We start from the raw sequence: 13,460 nt of genomic DNA, 5'->3' as shown, positions 1-13,460 counted from the left end.
TGTACATGCTTGATTCACGGCTGAAACTGTAGTGTTAATCGATGTGAAAGATTTGTATCGATCCCACCGACCGGATTGGCAAGAGCATCTCCCGTCTCTGACACATCATGTGATTTGTATCATTATGTTTTAATTATGATTTTTCTGTATTTTCATTGATACTTTCTCGAAAAATTTGTCTCATGCCACATGATGGGCCGCCAATGGGTCGATCATGATGACTTTGTGCTCATCGACCCGATCCAGATAATGGTCTGCCGGCGGAATTGGAATGGCGTCCCGCATATTGGTCATCAGGCGGCGCAGCAAGGCGTCCCTCGCCAAGCGGATGGCCAGCAACTCGTCGGCCGCGCTTTCCTGCAGATCGTCGAAATCCAGCAGACGGACGGTGACGGTGTTTTGCCGATGCATGACGACGGCCGGGTAGGGGATCATGTGATCCAATACCACTTGCTTACCCTTGCTCTTGTTTCCCTCCAGCTTTCTTACCAGCTTGTGCGCTTTCAGGTGGGTGTAGCGTTTGAGCATGCTCAGCGATTTGTGGCCGGAGATGGCCGAGATCTCCATCATGTCCAGGCTGTTGAGTTCGAACAGCCGCGAGATGGCTTCGTGGCGAGCATCGTGGAAGTGCAGGTCCTGGATGTCCAGGGCCTGCATCATCACGCGCCAGGTGGATTTGAAGCCGGCGGAGCTATAGCCGAAGACCCGGCCCTTGGTTTGCACGCCCAGCCTGATCAGCGCATCCCGCGCCTTCAGGCTCAGCGGCACGTCGCGCTTGGTCCCGTTCTTGGTCTCCGGCAGATGCACGACGCGGGTTTTCAGGTTGATGTATTCCCAGCGCATATTGAGGATCTCGCCCTGGCGCATGGCGGTTTGCAGCGCAATGACGACGATGGAGTAGAGCTGGGGGTTCGAGTGCGCGTGAGCGTAGCGCAAGATCAGCCGTTCTTCCCGCGGAGTGATGCGACGGTCCCGGCCTGGCGGGATCTTGGGTTTTCTGACGTTGGAAACCGGATTGCTGTCGCATAGGCCCCATTCGATGCGGGCGATGTCGAAGCAGTTGCTGAGCAGCGACATTTCCAGACGTACCGTGGCGGTGGACAGCGGTTTGCCGGTTTTGGGATTGTTTTGCGCCAGCCTTTGGTCGCGGTAGCTGGCGATATCGACGCTGGTGATCTCCCGGGTGGTCAGGTCGCCCAGAAACGAGCGGCTGATCTGTTCTATGCGGTAGCGTTCTTGGGCGTATCCCTTTTTCAGGATGGAGATTCTGTCACGGTAGATGCCCAGCGTTTCTTTGAGTTTTTGATTCGGGTCCATGTGCTTCGATTGTCTTCACTTGAGTCGGCGCGTCGAGGGCCGATAAACGGCTTTCTGCTTGGGGCGAGCATGCCGGGGGTAATTCTCGTCCTGTTTTACGCGGAACGGCCGCTGCCGCGCGCGGGTCTGGCCGTTGCGATTTTGGCCCAGTAGACGCGCAAAACGCTTGCGGCGCAGTCGGGGGAATTGCCGAGGAAGGCTCCGGCATCGAGTTCGGGGCGCAGTGTCGTATCGGACTGCCAGTTGTTCTAATTATAATGGGAATTGTCTGTATTTTGTTTTTGGCCTGTGCGGAGGACCGTGCGGAGGCTGTCCGGAAGGCCGAGCGGCATCCCGCATCGAGAGAATTGTTGTGGCGTGATCGGAGATATTCTGGATCCTGAGTCGCTTTTTTTTAGATAAAAGTTCAATATAATAGTAATTATGAAAAAACTTTTCATTGCGGGGATGCTTGTCATGATGCCGGTGCTTGCCTTGCCGGCGCTCGCCGCGGCCCCGCCGGAGCACTTCGATGTCCGCCGCACGGCCAACTGCGCGCTGGATGCGTCCAGCCGCTTCGGCGTGCCGTATCTGCTGTTGATGGCCTTGAAAGTGAAGGAGTCCGGCGTGCAGTTCGACAATCCGTATGTCACCGGACGCAATCGCAACGGCAGCGTCGATATCAGCTACTGGCAGATCAACGACTACTGGCTGCCCAAGCTGGCGCGCTACGGCATAGACCGGGCGCGTCTGTACGATCCTTGCGTCAATGCGCATGTCGCTGCCTGGCTGTTGTCGACGGAAGTCGGCAGGCGAGGCAGTTGGGAGGCCGGCATCGGCGCCTATCACAGTCCGAATCCGGCGCGGGCGCGGTCGTATGCCGCGCATGTGCTGAAGATCTGGGCCACGCTGCGCCAGGAATATCCCGGTTGGGGATGAGCCGGATGGCGGAGGAGCGCGGCCCGGACGGCAATGGGCGCGCCATCGGCCGACGGTGGTGGCGGAAGGTGTAAGGTATACTGCATCGATTCCGCGTGTATGTTTTGCATAATGTATTGGGGTACAGAATGAACCAACAACAATCCCTGCTTCCCGGCGGAGGCAAAGAGGATGTCATGGACGTCTCGGCCAGACGGCCTGCGGTGCTGGCGTTTCCGGAGGACAGGCCCATCGTCGGGCGGGATCTGGACGCGTTCAAGGAGTATTTCGGCGCCACGGTCGCTCAGGCCTTGGCGGCGCTCGGTATCCAGACCCACGGCCGCTGGTCCACCATCGTCAAGAAGAACGCCGATACGCCGGTGGACGGCGCGATCGCCAATCTGGTGCGCTGGTACGCCGCGCATCCGGAGCGCTTTCCGTTCGGGCAGGTGGACATGCCGACGCTGCGACTGCGCTTGTCGATCAACCAGGATTCCTTCGCCCAGTTGTTCGGCCGGCGCAAGGTGGCGGTCTCCCATTGGGAGCGCAAGCAGGTGAAGCCGGAGCCGCAGGTGCAGATCATCGCGCGCGAGATGGACGATCTGCTGAAGTCGTACGAACATCAGGCCGAGCAGGAGCGCGACGGCGCCCGGGTGGTGCTGCAGAGGCTGTTGGCCAAGCTGGACGACATCGAGGCGGACAAGGAGCTGCGCGGCAAGGCGGAAATCGTCGCAGCCATCCGCGAGACGCTGCTGATGGAGGAGAAGAACATCGTGGTCAAGCAAGAGGCGACGACGCGCAGCTTGGACATGCTGCACGAGTTCATGGACATCGCCGCGCTGAATTCGTCGCTGATTCCGGCGCCGCCGCCGCGCCGGAAGGGCGTGAGGCAGAAAAAGCAGACTGTCGCCGACGAGTGAGCGGCCGCGCCGGGTGGGGCGGACGCGTTCCGTTCCCCTGGCATAAAGTACATGTCCGATGACGGATGGTGCGGCGGTGTCACAAAACAGTGTTTTTTTTGCCCGGCTTCTGATAAAGTTTGATTTAGTATACATTTTAATAAACATTTTGGTGAGGAAATGAGGGATATCCCCGTTGTGATGCTATTGTTGACGCTGGCGCAGACCGCGGCTGCCGAGGCGGTTTCCGCCGTGCGCGCCGATGCCGTGGTCACGCGGGCGGTCGAGGCCGCGGCCATCGACGGGCTGGCGCGCGTCCGGCCGCACAAGGCATTCAGCGCCTTCCTGGCCGAAAATGGCGCCGATGGGATGATGACGGCCATCCGCGACCGTCGCGACAAGGCGACGCTGGCGCTGGCGGGGGTGCTGTTCGAAGCCGGATGCCGGAAGATGGCCGGCGATTATTTCCGCTACAACTATCAGTTCTCGGCGCTCGGCGATGCCGAGCCCGGCAGCGCGCGCGCCCGTTTCGACCGCTTGTCCGGACCGGCGTCGGCATGGTGCGTCGAGCTGACCGGCGACGAGCCGGGTCCCCCGCGCTGCAAGCGGCCGGCGACGCTGCCGCAGGCGCGTCAGGCCCGCCTGGACAAGTTGGCGCGCCAGGCCGAGATCGCCCGCGCCGGCCGCAATGCCTACCTTTCCACCATCCGCTTCAATCGCTACGACTACGTCGCGGCCGTCACCTCGCCGGCGCTGGACCTGTACGACCCGGCGATGCAGCGGCCGGACAACGCGGCTTGCGCCATCCTGGCCGACAATCTGAGCCGCAGCCTGTTTTCCCGTCTTCGGCACGATGGCGGCGACGATGCCTACTACGCCGGGCATCGCCGGGCGATCGCGGCCGCGCGCGCGGTCTGGCTGAAAATGGACGAGCTCGACAAATGAAGACTTTCCTGGCCTGTTTCGCCGCCACGCTGGCGGCAATCGCCGCCGGCAGCGCCGGCGTATTGCTGACTTCCGGCCGCGCCGGCGCGGACTCGGCGGTCGTCGGCGGCGGCAACGGCGGTTTCTGTTTCGCCATGCCGTTCCAGGGGTCGGTGCGCGTCACCAGTCCGGCTTCGGCTGCGCGCAGAAACCCGGTGCTGGGTAAGACTAGGCCGCATTACGGCGACGATATCGGCCTGCCGTCGAACACGCCGATCTACGCGCCGGCCGACGGGGTGGTGGAGCGGGTGGCCTACAACGTCAGCAACGCCGGCAATTTCATCAATCTGAAGCATCCCAACGGCTATCTGACCCGCTATCTGCATCTGGGCAGCATCGCGGTGAAAAGCGGCCAGCGCGTCCGTAGCGGCGATCTGCTCGGCTATTCCGGCATCAGCGGCGGCAACAACACCGGTCCCAATCTGCATTGGGAGGCGCATGAGCAGGTCTACAAGAACCCGTTTCCGCCCAAGGGCCCGACCACGATGTTGTGCGACGGCAAGGCATCGGTGCCGGACAAGGGCCAGGGCGAGGCCAAGGAGACCGGCGAGCCGGACAACACGGTCGAATGGCCGAAGGACAGCGACGCGCCCGATCCGGTCTGGGATGCCTGCCCTATCCAGCCGCCGCCGGTCGCCAGTCAGGGCTGGCGCCTGGACGAGCCGGGCCGTTCGTCCAATCCGTATTGAGTAAAGGTTTGATGCAATGCATATCAAGACGAAATTCCGTTTGCTGCCGCTGAAGCGGCGGGTGCTGATCCTGGCCTTGGGCGGCGGCCTGGCGCTGGCGCCGACGGCGGCGCTGGCCGACTGGCCCACCGATATCCTCAACAAGATCCTGGGCCAGGTGGTGCAGATTCTCCAGCAGCAGATACAGCAGCTGGCGCAGCAGGTGCAGCAGATGCTGGAGTTGCGCCAGCAGGCCGAGGCGATGCGCGACAAGATGGGGCAGGAGGGCGACAAGACCCGCCAGCAGCAATGCGATATCTGGTGCGGCAACGCATTGCCGAAGCCGGGCTCGGTGCCGGAGGACGCCAACAACACCGGTTCGCCCGGCGCGGCGATGACGGCGCGCCGCGGCATGACCGCCCAGCTGCAGGCGGTCACCGGCAATATGGCCGGCAATATGGATCAGAGCACGGCCATCCAGGGTTATTACGGCGCGCTGGCCAACTGGTTCCAGAGCGCCACGCCGCAGCAGAAGCAGCAGGTGCAGCAACCGTTGTCGTTCGCGCCGGGCGATGTGCCCAGCGCCGATGAGCGCAAGCTGGCCGACTACAACGCCAAACTGACCATAGGCCTGGAACCGGTGCCGCCGGCGGCCTCCGGTCTGATCAAGGACAATCCTGCGGCCCAGGAGTACGAGGCGCGCCGCATCGGCTACAACTCGGCGCAGCTGGTAGCCTATGACAGTTACCGTCAGTACGACCTGTCGGCCGAGGAGGTGAAGACGGTGTCCGACGTGCTGCTGTCGATGTCGCAGCAGACGATAGAGAACATGAATCCCGGCACCGCGATGAAGGCGCAGGTGCAGTTGCTGGCGGTGCAGTCCGGCCTGCTGCTCAGCCAGTACCAGTCGTCGCTGCGGCAGGAGCGTCTGTTGGCGGTGATGGCGGCCAACAACGCCAGGCTGGCGATGGGCGACCGCCTGCGCAAGCTCCGGCAAAGCCAGACCGTGCAGAGCTATGCCAAATAAGGGACGCCTGAAGGCCGCGGCAGGCAAGCGCTGGGTCCAGGGCGTGTCGGGGATGGTCTTGGCCTGCCTGCTGGGCATGCAGATGGTTCCCGGCCTGACCGGCACCATCGCCACCGCGCGGGCGGAAGCGGCGGCGGCCGGCTACGGGGCCGGCCGGGGCGGCGCGGAACTGGCTCAGCGGCTGCAGGCGCTGGCGCAGAGCCAGACGCTGAGCGGCTATCCGCCGTTGCAGCAGGCCTATGTCGAGCGGCAGCTGGCCAAGCTGCGCCAGGATGCCCAGGCGATGCCGGCCGGCGGTGGCAGCCAGACCTACCGCGATGCGGTCGGCGACTACGGCTGGCTGCGGCCGCAGTTGCTGGAAGCTTCCAGCCTGGACTACTACGGCATGCCCGACGCGCTGGCAAACGAGCTGGTGGCCAAGATGCAGGCGGCGCTGATCCAGTATGTCCAGGGCAAGTATCCGCCGCAGGTGCTGGCCAATATGAGCAACCAGGCGATCGCCCAGGATATGGCCAAGGCCTTGCCCGGCCTGGCCGGCCAGGTCGCCGACGCGGTGGTGTGGGCGTCGCGCAATCCGACGGTGCAGTACCTTGGAAGCCTGAACGGCGACCAGATCGTGCAGTCGCTGGTCAATGCCGCGGCCGACTATGTCAAGCAACAGGTCGAGGACTATTTCAAGGCCTGGATCAAGCAGGTGATACGCGACAACATCACCACCAGGATCTCGGCGGAAACCATCAGGAACGTGCCTTATATCGGCCCGTTCATCAGTTGGTACCTGACGCAGAAGCAGAAGCTGGACAACTGGAAACACCGCATCGAGGAGATGCGCAAGGAATTCGAGCTGTATCTGAAAAAACTGGGTTTCGAAAGCAATATCGGCCGCCAGCAGCAAGATGCCACCTGGGGCAAGCAGAAACTGCCGTCCTATCCGAACGCCGACGGCGCGTCCGACTTCGGCACCTCGGGCGGCGTGCGCGCCAACCAGCAGGTGATCGAGCGCCATGCGCGGCAGGAGCGCGGCGAGCTGGCCGGCTGGCTGCAGGCCGGCGACCAGCCTGTGTCGTTCTACGCCTGGGTGGGCAATTACCCGGCCGAGCGCCGCGCGGCGGTGATGCGGCCGTATGCGATAGGGCCGAGGCTGGGCGCCGATGGCCGGCTGCAGCCGGCCGGCGCGGCCGACAGGGAACTGGTGCGCCGCAATGCCTGGCTGACGCTGGGATTGGAGCCGACGCTGCCGTTCACCAGTCCGCCGGGTTCGCCGGCGTACCAGGAGGAGTTGGCGATCCGGGCGCAGCAGGCCTCGGTGTTCAGCCAGAGTTACGACAGCTATCTGGAGGGCTGGATGGCGCAGGATCGCATCAACCAGCTGATGAGCACGGTGCAGATGTTCACGCCCAAGGTGATAGACCAGCTGAGCGTCGGGCAGGCCAATGGCTGCAAGGTGATGCTGAAGCAGTTGTCGACGGAGATCCAGTTGCAAACCGCGCAATCGCAGTTGCGCTTCGAGCGGCTGTTCGCCGCCTCGTCCGGCATGCAGGGCAATGCCGAGCGCGAGCGACAGCTGGCCGGATTGGGCCAGGGCGCGCCGGCGGGCGCGATCAATGGGCGATAGGGGGAAGGTATGAGCGTATTGAGCGAAGGGGCCAAGGGCATTGGCTTCGTTTTTCTGGAGCGGGTGCTGGGCAGCGACGCCTTGTCCTATTACGGCATCCACGCCACCGGGGTGAATTCGGCGCCGATGACAACCGGCATGGCGCTGGCGGCCGATGTGGCCTTGTGGTTCACGCCGCTGATCACGTTTTACATCATGGCGATGGGCCTGATCTATTCGTCACAGGAGGGGGTGGTGCTGGGCAAGCGCTGGTCGGCGGTGATCGTGCCGCTGCGCGGCGTCGGCGGCCTGATGTTCTCGGCGCCTGTGGTGCCGGGCGGGCTGTCCGCGATCCAGGTGATGGTGGTGGGCCTGGCGCTGCTGGGCAATTACATAGGCAACGAGGCCGCCAATGTGCTGGCGTCCCGCGTGTTTCTGCCCGGCAACGGCTACGTCCACAACCGGCCGGTTTCCTTGTTCAACAACACCGCGATGGCGGCGACCGCCTTCGCTGCGATCACGGCCAGCGTGGTGTGCGTCGATTCGGCGAAGAACCTGGGGCTGGCCGGTTCGACGCCGGGCGCGTCCGGCGGCGGCAAGCGCGATGCCAGCGGCGGCGCGAGCAGCGCAACGACGCTGTGGGGTGCGATATCGGGTTCGACCCAGGCCATCACCCAGTCGGTGTCGGACATCTGCAGCGGCGCCAGTACGCCGGCCTCGTCCGGACAGGGCACGGCGGCGGCCGGCACGCCGGCCAACTACGACAGCAGCAAGGTCGATTGTTCGCGGGCGCCCTTGTCCAGTCAGTGCGGCGCCATCCAGCGCGCGGCGGCCTGGCTGCGGCAGGCCGTGGAGAATTTGCTGCGCAAGACCGGCGGCGTGCTGGACGAGAATTCGTTGTCGCTGCTGGCGGGCTCCTACTTGACGCAGATGAACAGCGCCATAGACATGGACATGAGCGATGTGATCAAGGAGAACGTCAAGGCGGTGCAGAAGCTGGGCTGGCCGGGACTGGGCAACTTCTACCAGAAGTACTCGTCGTTCAGCGGCGAAATCGACAACTACATCTACTATTCCGGAGAGCCCAGCTTCACGTTCAAGGATATCGGCGACGAGACCCGCGCCGGCATGGCGCTGAACGACCAGGCCAGGATGGCGTTCAAGAACGCGTTCAAGACGGTCAACTTCTCGGTGCAGGGCATTCTGGGCGGCTTCTTCGGCAACCTGGCCTCGGCGGCCAACGCCAGCGCGGTGTCGGTGCTGACCGAGCTGCAGATACAGGTGGAGAACCGGGTGCTGCGCAATCTGCTGTTCGGCTTCGGCAACAGCGCCTACGACGTCGGCGCCTTCGACGCGGTGCAGCGGCTGGGCGGCCTGCTGAACATGTTCGGCACCACCACGCTGGACATGCTGGTCTGCGACAGCCGCGACACCGTGGCCGGTCCTGCCGGCGCGCCGGCCAAGTGCGAGGCCGCGAAGTCGTCCGGCGACAACGCGATGATCTCGGACGCCGTGAAGTCGATCTCCGGCGCCGGCATGGCCGATGTGGCGACGATGATGGCCAAGTCCGCGATCATGGCCAGCATGGTGCTGACGATGCTGCTGCCGTCGCTGCCGACCATCTACTTCGTACTGATGACGCTGGAGTGGGTGATCTGGCTGGTGGTGGCGGTGCTGGCCTCGCCGCTGTGGATGATCTTCCACATGCTGCCGGACGGCGATTCGCTGGTGCACAGCCGCGCCGAGACCGGCTGGGGGCTGCTGGCCTACGTCACGCTATTCCCCTTGCTGGTGGTGCTGGGCTTCTGCGCGTCGATGACGCTATTCAACGTGGCGGTGCCGTTCGCCTTTGAAATGATGATGTCGGTGACCGGTTCGACCGCCATCGGCGCCGCGCTGGATTTCCTGGTCAAGCCGATGCTGATGGCCGCGGTGGTGATAGGCGTCACCTTCATGACGATGGGCCTGATGGTTTCGCTGCCGCACCGGATCGCCAACTGGCTGAATATCAACCCGCAGTCCGATTCGCTGCAGGACGGCAAGAACCAGCTGGGCGTGGTCAATACGCCGCGGCTGACCGATATGTCCGGCGGCGCGTCCACGGTCGGCAACGCCGTGTGGGGCCACAAGCGCGTCGGCAAATAGGCCGGCGCCGGCGGGCGGGTTCCGCTCGTCGGCCATCGGCGGCGATTTGGGCAAATGAAGATTTCGGAAGAGTGTGACGATGCATGATCATTCGTTTGAGACGCCAAGCCGGGAAAACCTGGCCGCGGCTTTGCGCAACCGCGAATTCCGGATGCACTACCAGCCTCAGCTTTGCTGCCGAACGTCGAGAATAGCCGGCGCGGAGGCGCTGATGCGATGGGCGCGACCCGGACATCCGGGCCTGGAGGGGCCGGCCGGCTTCATTCCGCAGGCGGAGGAGAGCGGCTTCATCGTGGAGTTGGGCGATTGGGGAATGGAGAGCGCAGTGCGCGCGCTGGCATCGTGGCGGCGGTCCGGCTTCACCGTCGCCGTCAATCTGTCGGGGCGGCAGATCACCGATTCTCTGCCGGGCAAGACGGAGCGCCTGCTGAGGCGAGCCGACGTCGATCCGTCGGCGCTGGAGCTCGAGATCACCGAGTCCTATCTGTTCCACGATCTGCCGACCATGGTCGGCGTGGTGCGGGAGTTGCGCGCCATCGGCGTCAGGGTGGCGATCGACGATTTCGGCACCGGTTTCTCGGTGCTGGAGCACTTGCGCCACCTGCCGGCCACGACGATCAAGATCGATTGCAGCTTCACCCGGAGGATGCTCCAGGTCGAGCGCGACCACATCATCATGCGAAACCTGATCCGCATGGTGCGCGACCTGGGCATGCAGACGGTGTGCGAGGGGGTGGAGACGCTGGAACAGCTCGATGCCATCCGCGAGATGGGCGCCGACTACTGGCAGGGATATCTGTATTCGCCCGCGGTGTCGGAGCAGGCGCTGAGGGATATGCTGACCGACGGCGGGGTGCCGGCGGCGCCGGCGCGTCAGCCGCTGTCCTGATCGAGCCAGGCGCGGGGCTCGTCGGCCTCGGCGCGTATCGACGGATGGATCGCGTTGTCTGGCCTGGCCGCGGAGAAATCGAGCAGGCAGGCGACAACCAGACCGCGATGGTCGACCATGCGCAGCGTGCCGCGCGTGGAGGAAGGATGGCCTTGCATGCGCTTCTGGCGCGTCTGACGCATCCAGTGGGCGCAACTCGCCTCGGAACCTTTGATGATTACGCCCACATCGTCTTCAATATGCCAGGTCATTTGTTTTTGTTCTGAATTTACTATTTGAACCTAACAGATGATACTGATATTTTAAACAAGCTTGTATGCGTAGATATACTTAAAATGCCTAAAAATTTTATTGGCATTTGCTATTTGTTTTTTTAAGCATTTGTTTTGTCCTGTCGCCGCATCACCAGCCTGCAGTTGCGAGATACCAGGCGGTGATTTCGCCGCCCCACAGCCATGCGACGACGCCGGCCGCTATCAAGCAGGGGCCGAACGGCTGGGCCTGGTCCGCGTCGATGCGGCCGAGGCGGAGCAGCAGCAGACCGGACAGCGCGCTCATCGTCGCGCCGAGTCCGATGATCAGCGGCACGGCGGACCAGCCCAGCCAGGCGCCGAGCGCCGCCACCAGCTTGAAGTCCCCTTGTCCCAGTCCGTCCTTGCCGGTGATCGAGCGGAAAAGGGCGGCGATGCCCCACATCGACAGATAGCCGGCCATCGCGCCGGCCACCGCGTCCGGCAGCGGCGTCACCAGGTGGAACAGATTGGCCAGCAAGCCCAGCCACAGCAACGCCTGGGTCAGGCAGTCCGGCAACAGCCGGCTGTCGAAGTCGATCAAGGCCAGCGCCAGCAGCAGATAACACAGCGCCAGCTGGGCGGCGGCGGCCGGCTGGAAGCCCAGGCGCCAGCCTATGGCCGCGAAAGCGCAGCCGGTCAGCAGCTCGACCAGCGGGTAGCGCATGCTTATCGCTTCGCCGCAGAAGCCGCAGCGCCCGCGCAGCAGCGCATAGCCGAGCAGCGGCACCAGCTGCCAGGGGCGCAAGGTGTTGCCGCAGCCCGGGCAGTGCGAGTGCGGCCGCGCGAGGCCGATCCCTGCCGGCGGCGGGGGCAGGCCGGCGTATTCCGCGCACTCCCGCTCCCAATCCGCCTGCAGCATCCGGGGAAGCCGGTATACCAGGACATTCAGGAAGCTTCCGAGCAGCAGGCCTATCGCCATCAGGCTCGCGGCGGCTCGGGCCGGTTCGGCGGCGGCGACGCCCAGCCAGCCGAAGCCGGCGGTCAGCAGCGAGGCGAGGCCGCCTATGATCAGCAGGTCTTTTTTATCGGGCATGGCGAGGCTCAGGGGCGGAACAGGCCGGGGTAGGGCGCCTGGTACAAGGGCAGGGCGGCGCCGTTGCCGGTGTAGCTCATCGCTCCGTTCAGGCAGGTCCGTGACAGCGTGCCGTCCAGGCTGAAGCTGCGAAATGGCCGGGTCGGTTTGCCATTGACCAGGATCTCGCCGCCGCTGGCCAGCGTCGCGCTCGTCTGCGCGCTATAGCGCGCGCTGCCGAGGGCGGGGTCGCGGAACAACTCGGATCCGCTGCGGAACATCGCGGCGGGCAGTTTGCTGAGATCGATCTGCTGCTTGGAGACGCCCTTGTCCCATACGTCCTGCCAGATGGCCGACATCCAGATGCGGCGCACGCCGTCGCAGACATCGGCGCTGGGCGCGGCCTTGGCCTGGAAGACTGCCTGCTCGCCTATCTTCCAGTACAGGCTTATCGGCGCGTGCGGTCCGCCATCGGCCAGCAGGGCAAGTTTGACGAAGCCCAGAGCCGCTTGCAGCCGGCCTTGGTTGACGATGAAATTGCTGCGCCGCGTGGTGAGCGATTTGTCGCCGGGCGGGTGATTCAGCCGGTTTTTGGCGATGTCCGCCGCGCGCAGGCCCGCTTTAACCAGGATGTCGCGCGCCTGGGCGTAGTCGCGAGGCGCCGGGCTGCGGTAGGGAATGGTCAGCGGATCGGCAGCGGGCAGCGTCGGCATGTCCAAAGCGGGCATCGCGTTCTCCAAAAAGTTTGATTTAATATGTACTTCAATATAACATAGTTTTCAGCGAACGGATTAATCTAAATCTTCGACGAGGTGTCAGAATGAACGGAGTGCACGATTTTGGCGATGCGGAAAGCCTGGCGCTGGACGATGATAGGCTGGGCTTCGAGGACGAGCCGCCTGTGGCGCGCAGCGCCGCGAAGCCGGCGGCCGCCGCTTCCCACCAGGAACTCAAGTTCGAGGACGAGTCCGACGAGCCGCCCGCGGCGGAGGCACCTAAGCGCAATGCCCAGCGCATCGCGCTGCTGGTGCTGATCGGCGGCGTGGTGCTGGTGATGCTGGGCAAGCCCATCGTGCAGAAATTCTTCATGCCGCAGCCGATCCCCGATACCGGACAGGCCGCGCCGATGCAGTCGATGGAAGCGGCCAGGCCCTTGCCGTCCGCGCAGCAGCAACTCCAGCCGGCGGTCGCCGCACCGGCCGTCGTCCAGCCGCCGCCGCAGGCGGCGCCGGTGACCCTGAGCCCGGCGACGACGCCGGCGGCGGCATCGCCGCTGGCCGCCGAGGCTTCCGCGCCGGAGAAGGAGCCGGCGCTGCTGGCGCCGTCCGCCGGCAAGTCCGCATTGGGCGGCAAGGCCGTTGCGGCCGAACGTGCGGCCGATGGCGACGCTTCGCAGCCCAAGGCCGCCGCGCCGGAAGAGACGATGGAGGCCAAGGTGGCCCGGCTGGAGAAGGAGGTGAAGACGCTGACCGCGCGCAACCGCCAGCTGAGCGCCGCCAAATCCTCCCGTTCCGGCCATGCCGAGCGCGCGCAGCAAAAGACGCGCGGCGGCGACGGCGCCAGCAAGGTGCTGGGCATGTCGGCCACTTCGGTATGGGTGCGCAAGGCCAACGGCAGCGCCGCGGAATTGCGGGTCGGCGATCATTTCAAGAACGGCGAGGTGATTCAGAGCATCGATCAGCAGGCCCAGGTGGTGGAAACCGATCGCGGCCGCTACAAGGTCAGCTTCTGAGTC

13 protein-coding genes are annotated in these 13,460 nt (G+C 64.3%); 9 read left to right on the top strand and 4 right to left on the bottom strand.

Annotated elements, in window-relative coordinates; translation table 11 throughout:
* Nucleotides 1-180: 180 nt before the first annotated feature.
* Entirely contained in the window at nucleotides 181-1,317 is a 1,137-nt protein-coding gene (locus tag WNM05_RS14175) for a site-specific integrase (protein ID WP_434627775.1), read from the bottom strand.
* A 456-nt stretch (nucleotides 1,318-1,773) separates the two neighbouring features.
* Here WNM05_RS14175 and WNM05_RS14170 point away from each other — a divergent pair, with 456 nt between their 5' ends.
* From WNM05_RS14170 to WNM05_RS14135, 8 genes are all read left to right on the top strand, one after another.
* Entirely contained in the window at nucleotides 1,774-2,235 is a 462-nt protein-coding gene (locus WNM05_RS14170; protein WP_434627773.1) for a lytic transglycosylase domain-containing protein, read from the top strand.
* A 128-nt stretch (nucleotides 2,236-2,363) separates the two neighbouring features.
* On the top strand, nucleotides 2,364-3,134 hold the full coding sequence (locus WNM05_RS14165) for a hypothetical protein (protein WP_434627770.1): 771 nt from the start codon (nucleotides 2,364-2,366) through the stop codon (nucleotides 3,132-3,134).
* Nucleotides 3,135-3,293: 159 nt separating this feature from the next.
* Entirely contained in the window at nucleotides 3,294-4,058 is a 765-nt protein-coding gene (locus tag WNM05_RS14160; RefSeq protein WP_434627767.1) for a hypothetical protein, read from the top strand.
* Nucleotides 4,055-4,786 (top strand): M23 family metallopeptidase, encoded by a 732-nt coding sequence (locus tag WNM05_RS14155; protein WP_434627764.1) that lies wholly within the window; start codon nucleotides 4,055-4,057, stop codon nucleotides 4,784-4,786. The genes WNM05_RS14160 and WNM05_RS14155 overlap by 4 nt, the downstream gene beginning before the upstream one ends.
* A 16-nt stretch (nucleotides 4,787-4,802) precedes the next feature.
* Nucleotides 4,803-5,792 (top strand): hypothetical protein, encoded by a 990-nt coding sequence (locus tag WNM05_RS14150; protein WP_434627761.1) that lies wholly within the window; start codon nucleotides 4,803-4,805, stop codon nucleotides 5,790-5,792.
* Complete coding sequence (locus tag WNM05_RS14145; RefSeq protein WP_434627759.1) at nucleotides 5,782-7,407, top strand: hypothetical protein; 1,626 nt, start codon at nucleotides 5,782-5,784, stop codon at nucleotides 7,405-7,407. Before WNM05_RS14150 ends, WNM05_RS14145 begins: the two co-directional genes overlap by 11 nt.
* Before the next feature lie 9 nt (nucleotides 7,408-7,416).
* The gene (locus WNM05_RS14140) at nucleotides 7,417-9,531 is read left to right on the top strand and encodes a DotA/TraY family protein (protein ID WP_434627757.1); all 2,115 of its coding nucleotides are present in this window, start codon (nucleotides 7,417-7,419) and stop codon (nucleotides 9,529-9,531) included.
* 79 nt (nucleotides 9,532-9,610) lie between these two features.
* The gene (locus tag WNM05_RS14135) at nucleotides 9,611-10,420 is read left to right on the top strand and encodes an EAL domain-containing protein (RefSeq protein ID WP_434627754.1); all 810 of its coding nucleotides are present in this window, start codon (nucleotides 9,611-9,613) and stop codon (nucleotides 10,418-10,420) included.
* Here the strand turns inward: WNM05_RS14135 and WNM05_RS14130 are convergent.
* The 3 genes from WNM05_RS14130 to WNM05_RS14120 form a co-directional block, all read right to left on the bottom strand.
* Nucleotides 10,405-10,671 carry a hypothetical protein gene (locus tag WNM05_RS14130; RefSeq protein ID WP_434627752.1) on the bottom strand — a complete coding sequence of 89 codons (267 nt, stop codon included), beginning with the start codon at nucleotides 10,669-10,671 and terminating at the stop codon, nucleotides 10,405-10,407. The genes WNM05_RS14135 and WNM05_RS14130 overlap by 16 nt on opposite strands.
* Nucleotides 10,672-10,822: 151 nt before the next feature.
* Nucleotides 10,823-11,746 (bottom strand): prepilin peptidase, encoded by a 924-nt coding sequence (locus WNM05_RS14125; protein WP_434627750.1) that lies wholly within the window; start codon nucleotides 11,744-11,746, stop codon nucleotides 10,823-10,825.
* A gap of 8 nt (nucleotides 11,747-11,754) precedes the next feature.
* A complete protein-coding gene (locus WNM05_RS14120) occupies nucleotides 11,755-12,453 on the bottom strand; it encodes a hypothetical protein (protein ID WP_434627747.1) in 699 nt (232 codons plus the stop codon).
* 92 nt (nucleotides 12,454-12,545) lie between these two features.
* Between WNM05_RS14120 and WNM05_RS14115 the strand changes: the two genes are divergently transcribed.
* Nucleotides 12,546-13,457, top strand: a complete 912-nt coding sequence (locus WNM05_RS14115) for a hypothetical protein (RefSeq protein ID WP_434627744.1) — start codon at nucleotides 12,546-12,548, stop codon at nucleotides 13,455-13,457.
* The last annotated feature ends 3 nt before the right edge of the window (nucleotides 13,458-13,460 follow it).

The sequence above is a fragment of the Chromobacterium sp. CV08 genome (assembly GCF_051129845.1).
GTDB lineage: Bacteria > Pseudomonadota > Gammaproteobacteria > Burkholderiales > Chromobacteriaceae > Chromobacterium.
This window is presented reverse-complemented; position numbering and strand designations above follow the sequence as displayed.